The following is a 15,127-nucleotide window of genomic DNA, read 5'->3' as shown; positions in this document are numbered from 1 at the left end:
CTCCCTCAGTGCAGGTCGGACCCCGCCCGGCTGTCGTCCAGGAAGCCGCCCGACTGGTGCTGCCAGAGCTTCGCGTACGCGCCCTCGCAGTCGAGCAGTTCCCGGTGCGTGCCCTGTTCGACGATCCGTCCGCGGTCGAGGACGACGAGCCGGTCCATGTGGGCCACCGTACTGAGCCGGTGGGCCACCACCAGCGCCGTCCGGCCTTCCATCAGGCGCCACAGCGCCTCCTGGACGAGGATCTCGCTCTCGGAGTCCAGCGCGCTGGTCGCCTCGTCGAGCAGCAGGATCGGAGCGTTGCGCAGGATCGCCCTGGCGAGCGCGACCCGCTGCCGCTGCCCGCCGGAGAGCTTGACGCCGCGCTCGCCGACCATGGTGTCGAGCCCGCAGGGCAGGGCGTCCGCGAACTCAGTGACGTGTGACGCCTCGGCCGCGCGGCGGATCTCGGCTTCGGTGGCGTCCGGCCGGGCGAAGGCTATGTTCTCCCGCAGCGTGCGGTGGAACATGGCCGGGTCCTGCGGTACGTACGCCGTCAGAGCGCGCAGGTCGCTCTGGCGCAGCCGGGTGATGTCCTGGCCGCCGATCAGGATCCGGCCCGCGTCGATGTCCGTCATGCGCAGGAGCAGCCGGGTGAGCGTGGTCTTGCCGCCGCCGGACCGTCCGACGAGCCCGATCTTCGCCCCGCTGGGCACGTCGAGGTCCAGCCCTTCGAAGAGCGGGTCCGCGCCCGCGTGGGCGAAGGTGACCTGCTCGAAGCGGATGTCGGCGCTCCGGGTCGGCGGCGGCTCCGGCAAGGGCGGGTCGACCACCGTCGGCGGCTTCAGCAGCAGCTCCGTGAACTGCGCGGCCTCCGTCATCGAGCTCTCCAGACGGCGGTAGATCTGGTTGAACTCGAACATGATCCGTGTGGCGTTGGAGTAGTAGGTGAAGGCGACGACGACGCCCTCCACACCGTGCCCGTCTCCCGCGACCGCCACCGCGATCAGCAGGCCCAGCGCGTTGGTGAGCACGGACATGGGCGCGACGATGGTGTCGATGCGCAGGTTGCCGTAGTCCCAGGACCGCAGCATGAGCCCCCGTGACCGGGCCACCCGGGAGCGGTGCTCGGCGGCTTCGCGCTCCTCGGCGGCGAACGCCCGGACCGTGTCCATGTTCATCAGGCTGTCGGCGACGTGCCCGGACACCCGGGCGATCGCCTCCTCGCGGCGGTCGACGAGCGCCTGACGGCGGCGGATGAGGGGCAGGACGCACACCGCCGTCACCGCGATCAGGACGAGGAGCGCCACCACGAGCAGTGGTTCGTAGCGCCAGAGCACCACGGAACCGAACAGCAGGGGCACGAACCTGCCCACGACCGAGAAGACCAGCGTGTCGACGAACTCCTCGAAGCGGGAGGCGAAGCTCAGCACGCGCTTGGTCAGCGATCCGGCGAAGTTGTCGTGGAAGAACGCGGCGTCCTTGGCGAACAGCTCGTCCATGCCGATCACGTACAGGCGCTCGATGCCGAGGGCGTCGAGGCGGTTCAGGCAGTGCAGGCCGAGGCGCCACATGCCCTCCGAGAGCAGCAGGACACCGGCGAAGGCGAGGACGTACGGGAGCATCGGGCCGATGGCGGGTACGGCGCCCGAGGCGATCCGCCCGACCAGCTTCGCGACGACCAGCGGGGCGATGTAGCTGATGCCGATGTTGCCCACGGCGGGCAGCAGCATGGCGGGCAGGGTGAGCCACCGCAGCCGGACCAACTCCCGGCCGTAGTGGCGGAACGCGAGGAGAAGCGGGCCCTTGCCGGGCGGGTCCTCGGGTAATGCGGACGGTCCCATGGCAACCCCGTGATCTCGTGCGGAAGACCGGGAACCGCAGTCTCCCGCGAGCGCGCCCGCGCCGTCCAAGCGTTTTCCGTGTGGGCGACCTCCCGTACGCACGCCCGAACGGACTGCGAACGGTCCTACGGGGATGCGTGGCCGGGGACCGTCCGGTGCAGGCCGGAGCAGTCGTGGCCGCCGCTCGGGTCCGGGGCGTACAGCCAGTAGACCGAGAGGAGCAGCACCGGCGCGAGGACCAGGGCGAGGAACGCGCACACCGCCGCGGACCGCCGCTGCCATGCCGCTTGTGCCGGCGGCCCGTACCGGCGCGCGGCGCGGGTCAGGGCGACGTGGAGCAGCAGGGCGCCCAGGGCGCAGAGGAGACCGGACCACGAGGTGACGTACATCCGCGCGGAGGGGCCCAGGTAACGGCAGTGCCGGAACGTGTCGGAGTCGAAGGCCACGCGGGCGGCCAGCAGCGCCGCCGAGGCGGCCGACAGCAGGGGGACGAGCAGCGCGAGGCGGCGCCGGCCGGCGGAGCCCGCGGGGTCGGTCGTGGTCATCGGTACCCCTTCGGGTCGGTCCGGGCGGGGCCCGGGCGGGTTCAGCGGCCGGCGGATATCTGCTCCGCGTCGGGGGCCGAGGCCTGGGCGGGGATTGCGGGCAGCGGTGCCCGGCGCGGCGTACCCGCCCGGATGTCCTCGATCCCACGGCGCAGGCCGGCGCCCAGCAGGCGGCCCAGCGGGCGCTCGACCAGGCGGTGGATGACCCAGGCGAGCACCAGCATGAGGGCGGTGACGGAGAGGGCCAGCGGCACGGGCGCCACCGTGGTGCGGAAGTGGTGGATGATCGTCAGCCCGGCCATCATGTGGATCAGGTAGAGCGGGTACGTGAGGGCCCCGGCGTACGGGAGCCAGCGCCAGCGCATGCCGTCGAAGACACCCAGCGCGATGGCCGCCATGGCGAGGAAGCCGAGCGCGATGACGGTGTGGGCGGGCCAGGCGGGGGTTTTCAGCGCGAGGCCCGGGCCGAGGTTGGAGATCATGCGACCGTGTACGTAGTTCTGCGCGAGCAGGAACTGCACGCCCACGATGCCCCACAGAACGGCGTTCGGCCCGAAGCGCCGCATCAGGTGGAAGGCGATGCCCCCGATGAAGTAAGGGGAGCAGGACGAGACCGCGAAGAAGGACAGCACGCTGTTGTCGATGGCGGGCGCCACGGCAGAGCCCAGGGTCCAGATGCCGCAGAAGAGGACGCAGTTGCGGTACGTCACGCCCCGGGCGACGACGAGCGCGAAGAGCGCGTAGAACTTCAGCTCGGCGAACAGGGTCCAGTAGGCGTCGTCGAGGTCGGGGATCCCGATGCCGTGCTGGAGCATCGACAGGTTCACCACGACGTTGCTGAAGGGGCCCATGGCCCGCACCTCGGGCCAGGTGAAGAGCACCGTGGCGGTGAACGCCACGGCCGCCCAGTAGGCGGGGAAGAGGCGGGAGACGCGGGAGACCGCGAAGTCGCCCAGGGTTCGGCCCCAGGCGCTCATGCAGATCACGAATCCGCTCACCAGGAAGAAGATCTCGACTCCGAGCCAGCCGTACACGGCGAATCTGCCGGCCAGGGGGAAGAGGGTGCTCGGCGGGGTACCCCAGGCGCTCTGGAGGGCCGCGTAGTGGTAGAAGAGCACGGACAGCGCGGCGACCATGCGCACGCCGTCCAGGACCACCAGCCTGTCACCGGGACCCGCACCGGGGGAGCGGCTGCCGCTCGGCTGCCGCTCTCGGGCGGAAATGTGTGCGCCCATCCCTGGATGCCCCCTAGAAATGTGTGACTGCCTGATGATCGCCAAAACGTCAGCGGAACTGTACAGCTCACACCCGGGAAGGCGGCGGTGCCCGCGGAGGTGACCCCGGCCATGTTGTGGCGGGAGCCGGCGAGGTCGGGTGGATCGCCGACCAGCAGGAACGGATCGAGAAGAGCTTCGGCCCCGGCTGGTACGTCAACGAACGGGCTCCCGGACGGCCGGCTTGAGGAGCACTACGTGGTCGACCTCAGCCTCGCCGTCCGGTCCGCGTGATCAGCGGTCGCCCTCGACGAGCGGGGTCAGGCCGTCGAGCAGTGCCTTGAGGCCGAACGTGAAGAGAGCGTCGAGATACATGTCGTAGCCGTCGTCGAAGGCTCCGACCACCCTGGCGAAGGTCGGGAACCGGCCGGATTCCACCAGCTCCCGAAGGACGGGAGCCCGGCTGTCCATCCACTGGTCCTCCGACTGGCCGGTGGAGGCTTCGGCATGCGCCTCCCATTCCAGGTGCACGGCCAGGCCCTGGACGTGGCTGTAGAGCAGGAGGTGGATGTCGAACAGCTCGGTGGTGTCGAGCCCGTGGCCGTCGAGGGCGCTGAGCACCCATTCGGCGTGGACCATCAGGCCGGGGATGAGCAACGGACGGGTGAGGGAACCGAGCTGGGCCAGCCAGGGGTGCCTGCGGTACAGGGTCCACAGCGTCCTGGCGCCGAGCTCGATGCGGGAGCGCCATCCTTCAGGCGCCTCGGCGGGGTACGTCTCCTCTCCGTATGCGGTGTCGGCCATGAGCAGGACGAGGTCGTCCTTGCTGGGGACGTACCGGTAGGGCGTCATGGCGGCGACGCCGAGCCGGGCCGCCACGCCGCGCATGGAGAGCGCCGACAGGCCTTCGGCATCGGCGATGTCGATGGCCGTGCGGACGATCCGGTCGAGGGTCAGCTCCTGCTCGGGAGCCGGAGCCGGAGCCGTAGGCGGCGATGCACGTCTGGGGCCGGGCGGCCCGGTGGGAACGGCTCCCGCGACGACGGTTCCCGTACGCGGGCGGGTCTCGACCAGTCCCTCCAGGCGCAGGGTGGTCAGCGCCTTGGTCGCGGTGGCCAGCGCGACACCCCGTTCCCTCGCGATCTGACGGGTCGACGGAACCCGGTCTCCGGGCGCCAGTTCCCCCTCGCTGATGCGCCGGCGGATTTCGGCGACGATCCGCAAATAGGGCGGCTGACCGGCTGGGCCTGTGGGCTTCGTCACGGGGTGCCGCCTTTCTGTCCTGTACTAGTGCAGAGGCTGGCAGCGGAAACAGCGGGCCGGCCGAGAACTGCCCTAGTACAGGCCGCTTTTGACTCGGTTGAGCGTCCTGCGCGTACGTCGTACGTTCGGTGCGCGTACAGCGTACCGAGCAGTTCGAGGAGCCTCCATGCAGACCGTTCTCATCTCCGGCGGCGGGATCGCCGGCCCCGTACTCGCCTACTGGCTGCACCGCCGCGGCTTCCGGACCACCGTCGTCGAACGCGCCCCCGGGCCCCGCCCCGGCGGTCAGGCCGTGGACGTCCGGGGCGTCGCACTCGACGTGGTCGAGCGGATGGGCCTGCTGGAACAGGCCCGACGCGTACGCACCCGGATGCGCGGCATGTCGGTCCTGGATCCCGACGGCCACGAGATCGAGCGCTCCACCGACGCGACGTTCAGCAGCGGCCGGCTCGACAGCGAGGACATCGAGCTGCTGCGCGAGGACCTGGTACGGCTGGTGTACGAGCACACGCGAGCCGATGCCGAGTACCTCTTCGGCACCGGCATCACCGCCCTCCACCAGGACGAGACCGCAGTGCACGTCGACTTCACCGACGGGGCCTCCCGCACGTACGACCTGGTGATCGGGGCCGACGGTCTGCACTCGACCGTACGGCGGCTGGCCTTCGGTCCCGAGGAGCGCTTCGCCCATCACCTGGGCAGCCACCTCTCGGTGTTCGGCGCGGACAACTTCCTCGGGCTGGAGGACTGGCAGGTGTGGCTGCGGGACGGCGATGCGGGCTTCGGCATCATGCCCGTGCGCGACAACACCGAGCTCAGGATCGCCTTCGGATTCCGGTCCGGGCCCCTCGGCCCCGACCTCCGCGGCGACGGCGCGCTGCAGCGCCTCGTCTCCGACAAGCTCGCGTCCCTGAACTGGGAGGGGGAACGTCTGGCCAAGGCCGCCCGTGACGCCCCCGACTTCTACTGCGACGCCATGGCCCAGATCCGGATGGACCACTGGTCGCGGGGCAGGGTGGCCCTCCTCGGCGATGCCGGCTACTGCCCCTCCCCGCTCTCGGGGCAGGGCACCAGCCTGGCCCTGGTGGGCGCCCACGTGCTGGCCGACTGCCTCGCCCGGGCCCACGGCGACCACCGCGCCGCCTACTCCCGCTACGAGCAGCGGATGCGCCCCTTCGTCACCCTCAACCAGGCCCTGGCCACGGAGAACCCCGGCGGCCCCGCCTCCGAGGCGTCCGTCGGGCACGCCAAGAACGCCCTCTCCTTGGACGGCTGAACCCGGCGGGCCTCAGGGCCGCGCATCCGGGTGCCGCGGGGGCCTGTCGGCGTGTACGGCAACTGCCGCGGCGGCCCCGGCCGTAGGTTCGCTACCAGGCTTTTTCCGGGTGGCTGCGGCAGGGAGAGGTACGGGCGATGGCGGACGGCAGGCGGATCATCACCGTGTTCGGTGCGACGGGCCAGCAGGGCGGGGCCCTGGCCCGGGCGGTCCTGGAGGACAAGGACGGCGGTTTCTCGGTGCGGGCGGTGACCCGCACGCCGGATTCGGACCGGGCCAGGGAGCTGGAACGGCTCGGTGCCGAGGTCGTCCGGGCCGACATGGATGACGAGGCCAGCCTGGGACCGGCGCTGGAAGGGGCCTACGGTGCCTTCCTGGTGACCAATTTCTGGGAGGACATGTCCGCGGCGCACGAGAAGGCGCAGGCCGCGGCACTGGCCACGGCGGCCGGGCACGCCGGGGTGCAGCACGCGATCTGGTCCACGCTGGACGACACGCGCGAGTGCATTCCGCTCGACGACGACCGGATGCCGACGCTGCAGGGTTCCTACAAGGTGCCGCACTTCGACGCCAAGGCGGAAGCCGACCGGTTCTTCACCGATGCAGGCGTACCGACGACGTTCCTGCGGGCCACGTTCTACTGGGAGAACCTGCTGGGCGCGTTCGGCCCCCAGCGCGGCGAGGACGGCGCCTTCGAACTCGTCTACCCGATGGGCGACAGCAGGCTCGCCGGCATCGCCGTCGACGACATCGGCAGGATCGCGCTGGCCGTCTTCCGGGGCGGCACCGACTTCATCGGCGCCACCGTCAGCATCGCCGGCGAGCACCTGCCGGTCGCCGAGATGGCCGCGGCGATGACCGAAGCCCTGGGCGAACCGGTGCGGTACCGCCCCCTGCCCCCGGACGCCTTCCGCGGGCTCGGCTTCCCCGGTGCCGACGAGGCGGGGAACATGTTCCAGTACTACGCCGACTGCGAGCGGATCTTCACCGCCGCCCGGGACCTCGACGCCCTCCGCGCGCTCCACCCGGGCCTCCAGGACTTCCGTACGTGGCTGGCCGCCCACCGCGGCCGGTTCCACCTGTCCTGAGCGGCACGCCGTCCCACGGGCGGCCCGTCCCGGCCGAGCCGGACGGCCTCCGCGGTCGGAGAACCCGGTCAGAGGGCCTCCGCTGCGACGTCCTCCGCCGCCCGGGCCTCGGCGGCGTGCGGGTCGAGTTCGCTCACCGTCAGGAGGGAGACGTCGTCACTGAGCCGCCTCTCCCACTCGGCGGCCAACGCCTCCTGCCGCTCCCGGGGCAGCTGTTCGACGGCCTCCCGCCTCGCGGGGGGAAGTGCCTGGAGGAACCGGGAGAGGGGATCGGTGTCCATGGGTGCGTCTCCGGAGTCCGAGTCGGGTGACTGAGAGGGGTCTGGCACATTCTGACCGGGCACCTCGCCCGGAGGCGTGTCCCGCGCTGGCGGGTCACCCTCCGCGGCGGCCCGGCGGTGTGATGGACTACGCCGTATGGGCGTCAGGCGAGCGTTCCCCGGGTGCACGCGCCTGCCTCGGGACGGTGCCGGCGGGAACGCCGGGCCGTGCTCCGGTGACCGGCCGGGGGTGGGCCGTGAGTGACCGCCCCGCACCCCCCGGGGCCGGCCGTGTTCCGGCGGCGCGGGCGGTGCCCCCCCTTCGACCCCGAACCGGCCGCCGTGCTGGCCGCCCTGGGCGAGGAGTCGAGGGAGCCCGTGACGCCGGAGACCCTTGCGGCCCGGCAGGAGCGGGATGCCGCGACCCGGCCCAGGCCGACGGCCGAGGAGCTGCGCGCCGACGGCCGCTTCGAGGTGACGGAGCTGCAGGTGCCGGGAGCGCCGGACGGGCCGGACGTCACGCTCGTGAGCGGCGCGGCCGGCCGGGCTCGCCGGGCCGCTGCCCCTGCTGTACTACATGCACGGCGGCGCCATGATCATGGGCAACGCATGGTCGGTGCTCCCGCGGATCCTCCGCGAGGGGGTCCTCCCGCTGGAACTGGCCGTCATCTTGGTGGAGTACCGCCTCGCGCCGCAGGCGCCGTACCCCGGGCCGCTGGAGGACTGCTACGCCGGACTCGCCTGGGCCGCCGCCCACGCGGCCGAACTGGACGTCGACGCCTGGAAGGCCCTGCTGGGCGACCGCTACGGCGCTGCGGACCTGCCGCCCTACGCGTCCCCCTCGCGCGCCACGGACCTTTCCGGGCTCCCTCCTGCCTTCGTCGAGGTCGGGTCGGCCGAGATCTTCCGGGACGAGGCCGTGGCGTACGCGAACGCGCTCTGGCAGGCCGGAGGCCAGGCCGAACTGCACGTGTGGCCGGCGCCTACCACGGCTTCGACGGGCTGGCACCGCAGGCCGCCCTCAGCCAGGACGCCCGCAACGCCCGTACGCGCTGGCTCCACCGCCTCCTGGCGCAGTCCGGCGGATGAGCCCGTGTGACCATGACGGTCGGCAATTCCGCATCTCATGGGGGGCCCATGTACACCCGCACCACCACCACCACCACGGCCGGCCTCGCCGCCGCGCTCGCGGCGCTGCTCGTCCTGACCGGCTGCACCACACCGGCCGGGAACCGGCCCAAGGCGGCGCAGTCCCCCGCCTCCGCGCCCGCATCGCCCGCGCACGGCGGCGGGTCCGGGTACGAGGGGCCCCGGCCGCAGGACCAGAACCTGCTGGCATGGACCGGCGACCCCAATGACGCGGGACACGTCACCGCCCAGTCGGCCGCCGGGGTCGGCGGCCGGATCACGCTGGTGCGCATCGTCCTCCGCGAACAGATCACCTGGTCGAACATCTGGCTGGGCCTGGCCGGCATCGACCCGAACGCCCAGCTCACCAACTGCTACCTCGGCGTGTACGACGCCTCCGGAACCCTCCTCGCGGCCAGCGCGGACATCTCTCCCCAGCTGATGACCGACGCGATCGCCAAGCCGCTGCCCCTCGGCAAGCCGTTCACCGCCGCCCCCGGCACCTACTTCATCGCCCTTCTCCTCAACGGCAGCTGGGCCACCAACGCCCTCACCCTGAAGGCCACCGGGGCCGGCATCTCGGTCAATGCCGGTCTCACGCCACCGAGCCTCCGGTACAGCACCCTCCTGACGGGGCAGAACGCACTGCCGGCCACCGTGAACCTCGCCGACCAGTCCACCAGCACCATCAACACGGGCTGGGGCAGCCAGTGGTACGCCATCTCCTGAGCCCCGCTCCGGCCCGTCCGCGGCCGGAGCGCCAGGGCGCGGGGCGCGGCCGCTGGAAGGCATGACCATGCAGGGACGGGACAGGAGCACCTGCGACACCGGCACGAGCAGCAGCGTCGCGAAGAGGAGGGTGCATGTCCCGTCGGCCCGAGGACCTGGATGGCCTGTACGAACGGATCCGGCGGGAGTGCGCCTCGCGGGCGGAGCGCCTGTGGGAGGTGAGCCGCACGCTGCACGCCGACCCCGAGCCGGCGTACGAGGAGCACCGGGCGGCGCGGCTGCTCGGCGGCGAGTTGGAGCGGGCGGGATTCCGCGTCGAACGGGAGGCGGCGGGACTGGAGACCGCCTTCGTGGCCCGCTCGGGCGCGGGCGGCCGCTGCGTGGCGCTGCTGATGGAGTACGACGCGTTGCCCGGGCTCGGACACGCCTGCGGTCACAACCTGATCGCCGCGGCCGGGCTCGGGGCCGCGCTGGCCCTGCGCGGCGTACTCGGTGAGGACGCGGGCCGGGTCCTGGCCGTGGGCACACCCGCGGAGGAACGCGGGGGCGGCAAGGTGGACCTGGCCGCCGCCGGCGTCTTCGACGGTGCCGACGCGGCGCTGATGTTCCACCCCGGGGTCCACGACTGGTCCTGGGCGCCGCTGACGGCCCAGACGCAGGTGCAAGTGGCCTTCCACGGCCGTGCGGCGCACCCGACCGGCGACCCCACCCGCGGCATCGACGCCCTGGCCGGCCTCGTCCAGCTGTTCAACACCGTCGCGGTGGTGAGCAGGCGGCTGCCGCCCGGTTCCCACGTCCAGGGCATCGTGACCCACGGCGGCACCGCCACCAACATCGTGCCGGACTACGCCGAAGGACTGTTCGGGCTGCGTGCGGCCACCACCGCGGCCCTGGACGAACTGGTCCGCGAGCTGGGTGTCTGGGCCGCGGGCGTGGCCGCCGCGACCGGTACCACCGCGGACGTCCGACGCATCGGGAAGGGCTACGCGCACTTCCGCGACAACGATGTCCTCTCGGAGCGCTTCACCCGCCACCTCGCCCGCTCCGGCATCACCCTCACCCAGCCCGTCCCCGGCACCTACCTGGGCTCGTCCGACATCGGGGACGTCAGCACCCGGGTCCCCGCCATCCATCCCTTCGTCGCGATCCTGGGCGAGGAGGCGTCGGACCACACTCCGGCGTTCGCACGGGCGGCGGACTCGGAGCGGGGCCGCGCGGTGATGCTGGCGGCCGCCGAGGCATTGGCCTGCACCGCCGCCGACGTCCTCCTGCGGGACGACCTGTCCGCCCGGGCCTGGGCCCGACTGCGCGAGAAGGAGGCCGCAGGGCTCTGAACCGCCGCACGGGCTGTGAACCGCCGCAGGGCTCAGACGGCGACCGGGCGGGGTTTGCCGGGCCCCCAGCCGGTTAGGCGCCTGGTGCGCCTCGTCCTCGACGGAGGACCTGACCGTGCATGCCCGGAGGGAGGACCCCATGAGCGACACACCGATGGCGGACGACGTGTACCAGCCCACCGGTACCAACGAGGAGCAGGCCGACGCAGCACCGTCCGACCTGCAGGACGCCCTGGACGAGCGGACCTACGACGACATGCTGGACGAGGGGTATTCGCCGCCCGAAAAGCCGCTGGGCGTCACCAAGCACGGGACCACGGCCGCCGAGCAGCTTGCGGGCGAGACCCTCGACGAGAGGCTGGCGCAGGAAGAGCCCGATCTGGAGGTGCCCCCGGGCAACGGCGTCGGGGACCTGCCCGACGGTGAGGGCGAGCCGGTCGATCCGGAATCCGGTGTCGGCAGGGCCGGACGGCTGGTCGCCCCGGACGAAGGCGCACACTCCGACACGACCAAGGAGCTCACCGCTCAGGACCGGGGCATCGACGGAGGCGCCGCGAGCGCGGAGGAAGCAGCCGTTCACGTCATCGAGGCGGAACCGGACGACACCGCGGACCCCGACGCGTTCTGACGGACGTCCGCGTCCCCGGGGGTCGCCGCCTCCACCCCGACGCCCCGGCGTCCCCCGCTGTCCCGCCGCAGGAACCGCGGGCTCCACCAGTTGACGTCACGCAGCAGCGTCATCGTGGCGGGCACGAGCAGACAGCGCACCAGCGTCGCGTCGACCACGACCACGAGGGCGAGCGCGACCGCCAGCTGCTTCATGACCAGCACCTCGCCCATGGCGAACCCGATGAACACCAGGCACATCAGGGCCGCCGAGGAGCTGATGATGCGGGCGGAGCGCTGGAGGCCGAGCTCGACCGCGCGGTCGTTGTCCACCCCGGAGTCGTACAGCTCCTGGATCCGGCAGAGCAGGAACACCTCGTAGTCCATGGACAGGCCGAACGCCAGCGCGAACACCACGACGGGCAGCCAGTACCCGAGCCCGCCCAGGGTGTGCACGCCCAGCAGCCCCGCTCCCCACCCGTCCTGGAACACCAGCACCAGCGCACCGAACGACGCCCCCAGGGACAGCGTGTTCATCACGACGGCCTTCAGGGGGAGCAGGACCGAACCGGTCATCAGCATCAGCAGCGCGCACGTGGTCAGCGCGATCAGGCCGGCCGCGCGCGGTGCGTACTCCACGACCTCGGCCCGGAAGTCGAGGTCCGCGGCGCTCCGCCCCGTCACCCAGACCGGGAAGCCGGTCGGCCGCTCGGCCCGCAGCCGGCGCACCAGCCGCTCCGCCGAGGCGCTCCCGTCGTCGGCCACCGGCACGAGCTTGACCACCGCGACCCCCGGACCCGTGGCGGTGGCCGTGCCCACCGCCTCCGTCCCCGGACGGCCGGCGAACCGGTCGGCCCACGCCTGCAACCTGCCGGGGTCCGTACGTCCCACCACGACCACCGCGTCGGCCCGGTGCTGCGGGAACCGCTCGGCCACCAGCTCGGCGTAACGCCGGGCCTCGGCCCCGGGCGGCAGCTGCCGCTCGCCGACCGGGCTGACCAGGTGCACATGGAGGAACGGAGCGGCGCAGGTGACCAGCAGCGCCGCGACGCCGACGGCGACCGGAAGGGCGCGGCGCCGGGTCCACCGGGCCAGCCGCGCGAACCCGCCGTCGCCGTCGCGCGCGGGGCCGGCCGCACGCGCACCGATGCGGTGGGGGAACGCCGCCAGCAGCGCCGGGGTGAGGGTCAGCGCGGCGGCCAGCGACAGGCCGACCGTCCCCGCCGCGGCCAGCCCGATCGAGGCGTAGAAGTCGCTGGGAAAGGCGGCGAGTCCGCACAGCGCGGCCGCGACCACCAGGGCCGCGAAGGCGACCGACCGCCCGGCGGTGCCCATCGTCCGGGTCACGGCCTCCGGAACCGGATGCCCCGCGGCCCGCTCCTCCCGGAACCGGCTCACCGTGATCAGCGCGTAGTCGACGGCCAGACCGAGCCCGATCATCGCGGTCGTCGACAGGGTGGGCGAGGTGATGTCGTACCAGCGCGACAGCAGGAGCAGCCAGAGCATGCCCGTCACCACCGTGCCCACGGCCGCGAGCAGGGGGACGGACGCCGCCGCGAACCCGCCGAAGAGCAGGTGGACCACCACCAGCGTCACCGGCAGTGTGATCAGCTCGCTGCGCCGGGTGTCGGTCACCGACTGCGTGGCCACGGCCCGGCGCGCCCGGTCGCTGCCGCCCAGGGTCACGCGGACCCCGGGCACGTCCTGGGCGATCTGCCGCAGCCGGGACTCGACCGCGGCCTCGGCGCGCCGGCGCACGCCGTCGGGGAGGTCCCGCCGGAACCGTACGCAGACCAGGGCCGCTCGCCCGTCGGCGGAGACGGCCGCATCGGTGCCACGGTCCGTCCCGCCCCCGGTCTGCCCGCCCGGATCCGCGCCCGCGTCCGGGGGCGCGGCCGGGATGCCGACCGCCTGCACACCGGTGACGGCGGAGAGGTCGCGCCGTGCCGCGGCCAGTGCGCGGCGGAATCCCGGACCGTCCACCGGTGCCCCGTCCGCCACGGCGTCGATCTGCCCGCCCCGCCGGCCGGCCCCGTCGATGAGGCGGTTGCCCCGTACCGACTCGTGCGGGGCCACGCTCCAGGCCTGCCGGTCCAGGCGGTCCACCACCGGCCCCACCGCGCCGAGCCCGGCGACCACGAGCAGCAGCCAGACCAGCAGGACCAGCCGGTGGCGGCGGACGCAGAGGAGGGCGAGCCGAGTGGTCACGCCGCGCACGGCCGGGCCCGTCCGCCGGTGTACGAGGACCCGATGGTGATGTCGCCCGGCCCGCTCGCGGTCAGCCGGGTCAGACCGCTGCCGCCCGCCCGCTCCAGGCATCCGGCGTCCGCCCGCAGCCAGGGCGAGTGGACGATCCGCAGGGTCACCGTGCCCGCCGTCGGCATGTGGACGACGACCTCGGCGCCGTCCGCGCGCACCACGGACGCCGGCGGGTCGACCAGCGGCACCGCGGACCTGACCCGGTAGACCTGCCAGTTCGCGTCCCGCCACACCGGTTCGAGGTAGTCCGGCCGGCTCGACACCAGCCGGTACTCCGGCTCCGAGGCGCCGTCCAGTGCGCCGCCGTGCACCGCCACGAACCCCACGGCCCAGCGGTCGAGCCAGGCCCGGTACGCCCGTGGCGTAAGGGCTTCTGACGCACCGTAGAAGAGCGGCCCGCGCTCCACGTCGGCCTGGCGGTTCCAGCCGCGCGCCAGGGTGAGGCGGGGAGCCAGAACGGCCGCCTCGCGATGGCTGCGGGCCATGACCACCTCCACCCGGGTGCGGTCCGCCCCGAGCCGCTCCAGGGCGCGGACGACGCCGTCGGTGTCCGCGGCCCACGCCGGCACCGCCGCCGTGTCGCGCAGGTGCGCCGCGGTGTTCCCGCCCACCCACGCCAGTCCGAGGGCGAGCACGGCCGTGCACGCGAGCCGCCGCGCGGCCACCGTACGGGCGCCCCTGGCGGGCAGGGCGGCGACCAGCACCGCGGGCGCGGCCAGATGGGCGAGCCGCTCGATGTTCGTCCCGACGGGGGAGGGGACCGCGTACGCCAGCAGCACGCCGACCGCGTACACCGCCCCGGCCCGCCGTACCGTCCGCCACGCCGGCGGCGCCGCCGCGACGGCCGCCAGGGTCATCACGAGCGGCGGCCACACCCGGACGAAGTCCATCGGCTGCTCGCCCCCGAAGGGGAACAGCCAGGCGGCCAGGCCCAGGACGGCCGCCGGCGGCGCCGCGAGCGCCGCAGCCTGCCCCCACCGGCCGGTCAGCAGCCGGCCGGCGCCCACGACGCCGAGGAACAGGCCGGCGACCGGGCTCGCGAGCCCCGCGAGCGCCGCGCACACCACGACGGCCGCGCTGCTCCGCCCGCTCAAGAGGACGACCAGTGCCCCACAGGCGAAGACCACGCCCAGCATGAACGTCGTACGCCCCGACGCCACCTGGCACCAGAGCACCAGCGCCAGCGTCAGCGCGGGAGCCAGGGGCCGGCGCAGACCGCTGCGCACGCACAGCATCCCGGCCAGCCACGTGGCACCGAGCCCGCAGGCCACGGAGACCGGCCGCACGCCCAGCGCCGCCATCGCGTAGGGCGACAGGACGCTGTAGCCCGCCGTGTGCAGCCCGCCGTGCCAGGACAGGTTGTACGGCGCCCCCGGGTGCAGGGTCACGAAGCCGGCCCAGGCCTCCTGCGCCGCCAGATCACCACCACCGGTCGCGAGCACGGCCCCCCATACGGCGTACAGCGGCGCGGCGGCCGCGGTGGCGGCCAGCGGCACCCGGTGGCGCGCCGGCCACGCCACCGCCCCGGCGTACGGGCGGGCTTCGGCACAGGTCACGTCGGGGATGTCCGTTCGGTCGGGGGGACGGGCCGCCCGGTTAACGATC

12 protein-coding genes and 1 pseudogene are annotated in these 15,127 nt (G+C 73.3%); 6 read left to right on the top strand and 7 right to left on the bottom strand.

Features of this window, described 5'->3' with window-relative positions; translation table 11 throughout:
• Positions 1–5: 5 nt before the first annotated feature.
• The 4 genes from ABZ128_RS22435 to ABZ128_RS22420 form a co-directional block, all read right to left on the bottom strand.
• Positions 6–1,820, bottom strand: coding sequence for an ABC transporter ATP-binding protein (locus ABZ128_RS22435; protein WP_356850549.1), 1,815 nt, complete (start codon positions 1,818–1,820; stop codon positions 6–8).
• 125 nt (positions 1,821–1,945) lie between these two features.
• Positions 1,946–2,365, bottom strand: a complete 420-nt coding sequence (locus ABZ128_RS22430; RefSeq protein WP_356850548.1) for a hypothetical protein — start codon at positions 2,363–2,365, stop codon at positions 1,946–1,948.
• A gap of 41 nt (positions 2,366–2,406) precedes the next feature.
• Entirely contained in the window at positions 2,407–3,600 is a 1,194-nt protein-coding gene (locus ABZ128_RS22425) for an acyltransferase (RefSeq protein WP_356850547.1), read from the bottom strand.
• 273 nt (positions 3,601–3,873) lie between these two features.
• On the bottom strand, positions 3,874–4,842 hold the full coding sequence (locus ABZ128_RS22420; RefSeq protein ID WP_356850546.1) for a TetR/AcrR family transcriptional regulator C-terminal domain-containing protein: 969 nt from the start codon (positions 4,840–4,842) through the stop codon (positions 3,874–3,876).
• 166 nt (positions 4,843–5,008) lie between these two features.
• On the opposite strand from ABZ128_RS22420, the gene ABZ128_RS22415 reads away from it, so the two are divergent.
• Positions 5,009–6,118 carry an FAD-dependent monooxygenase gene (locus tag ABZ128_RS22415; RefSeq protein ID WP_356850545.1) on the top strand — a complete coding sequence of 370 codons (1,110 nt, stop codon included), beginning with the start codon at positions 5,009–5,011 and terminating at the stop codon, positions 6,116–6,118.
• Between the two features lie 137 nt (positions 6,119–6,255).
• Positions 6,256–7,206, top strand: coding sequence for an NmrA/HSCARG family protein (locus ABZ128_RS22410; RefSeq protein ID WP_356850544.1), 951 nt, complete (start codon positions 6,256–6,258; stop codon positions 7,204–7,206).
• 68 nt (positions 7,207–7,274) lie between these two features.
• On the opposite strand, the gene ABZ128_RS22405 is transcribed toward ABZ128_RS22410, so the two are convergent.
• Entirely contained in the window at positions 7,275–7,487 is a 213-nt protein-coding gene (locus tag ABZ128_RS22405; protein ID WP_356850543.1) for a hypothetical protein, read from the bottom strand.
• Between the two features lie 324 nt (positions 7,488–7,811).
• On the opposite strand from ABZ128_RS22405, the pseudogene ABZ128_RS22400 reads away from it, so the two are divergent.
• From ABZ128_RS22400 to ABZ128_RS22385, 4 genes and pseudogenes are all read left to right on the top strand, one after another.
• Positions 7,812–8,555, top strand: a pseudogene (locus ABZ128_RS22400) (alpha/beta hydrolase).
• Positions 8,556–8,603: 48 nt separating this feature from the next.
• Positions 8,604–9,323, top strand: coding sequence for a hypothetical protein (locus tag ABZ128_RS22395; RefSeq protein ID WP_356850542.1), 720 nt, complete (start codon positions 8,604–8,606; stop codon positions 9,321–9,323).
• A 134-nt stretch (positions 9,324–9,457) separates the two neighbouring features.
• Entirely contained in the window at positions 9,458–10,657 is a 1,200-nt protein-coding gene (locus ABZ128_RS22390) for an amidohydrolase (protein ID WP_356850541.1), read from the top strand.
• A 139-nt stretch (positions 10,658–10,796) separates the two neighbouring features.
• Complete coding sequence (locus ABZ128_RS22385) at positions 10,797–11,285, top strand: DUF5709 domain-containing protein (protein ID WP_356850540.1); 489 nt, start codon at positions 10,797–10,799, stop codon at positions 11,283–11,285.
• Here the strand turns inward: ABZ128_RS22385 and ABZ128_RS22380 are convergent.
• Both ABZ128_RS22380 and ABZ128_RS22375 read right to left on the bottom strand, forming a co-directional pair.
• The gene (locus ABZ128_RS22380) at positions 11,234–13,471 is read right to left on the bottom strand and encodes an efflux RND transporter permease subunit (RefSeq protein ID WP_356850539.1); all 2,238 of its coding nucleotides are present in this window, start codon (positions 13,469–13,471) and stop codon (positions 11,234–11,236) included. The genes ABZ128_RS22385 and ABZ128_RS22380 overlap by 52 nt on opposite strands.
• A complete protein-coding gene (locus tag ABZ128_RS22375) occupies positions 13,468–15,078 on the bottom strand; it encodes a hypothetical protein (RefSeq protein WP_356850538.1) in 1,611 nt (536 codons plus the stop codon). Before ABZ128_RS22375 ends, ABZ128_RS22380 begins: the two co-directional genes overlap by 4 nt.
• Positions 15,079–15,127 lie beyond the last annotated feature (49 nt).

The sequence above is a fragment of the Streptomyces sp. NPDC006326 genome (assembly GCF_040612915.1).
Taxonomy (GTDB): domain Bacteria; phylum Actinomycetota; class Actinomycetes; order Streptomycetales; family Streptomycetaceae; genus Streptomyces.
This window is presented reverse-complemented; position numbering and strand designations above follow the sequence as displayed.

Excerpts from the sequence above, each read along its gene's own strand:
- ABZ128_RS22425 (WP_356850547.1), bottom strand. The coding sequence starts at position 3,600 with ATGGGCGCACACATTTCCGCCCGAGAGCGGCAGCCGAGCGGCAGCCGC.
- ABZ128_RS22395 (WP_356850542.1), top strand. The coding sequence starts at position 8,604 with ATGTACACCCGCACCACCACCACCACCACGGCCGGCCTCGCCGCCGCG.
- ABZ128_RS22430 (WP_356850548.1), bottom strand. The coding sequence starts at position 2,365 with ATGACCACGACCGACCCCGCGGGCTCCGCCGGCCGGCGCCGCCTCGCG.
- ABZ128_RS22390 (WP_356850541.1), top strand. The coding sequence starts at position 9,458 with ATGTCCCGTCGGCCCGAGGACCTGGATGGCCTGTACGAACGGATCCGG.
- ABZ128_RS22410 (WP_356850544.1), top strand. The coding sequence starts at position 6,256 with ATGGCGGACGGCAGGCGGATCATCACCGTGTTCGGTGCGACGGGCCAG.
- ABZ128_RS22435 (WP_356850549.1), bottom strand. The coding sequence starts at position 1,820 with ATGGGACCGTCCGCATTACCCGAGGACCCGCCCGGCAAGGGCCCGCTT.
- ABZ128_RS22385 (WP_356850540.1), top strand. The coding sequence starts at position 10,797 with ATGAGCGACACACCGATGGCGGACGACGTGTACCAGCCCACCGGTACC.
- ABZ128_RS22405 (WP_356850543.1), bottom strand. The coding sequence starts at position 7,487 with ATGGACACCGATCCCCTCTCCCGGTTCCTCCAGGCACTTCCCCCCGCG.
- ABZ128_RS22415 (WP_356850545.1), top strand. The coding sequence starts at position 5,009 with ATGCAGACCGTTCTCATCTCCGGCGGCGGGATCGCCGGCCCCGTACTC.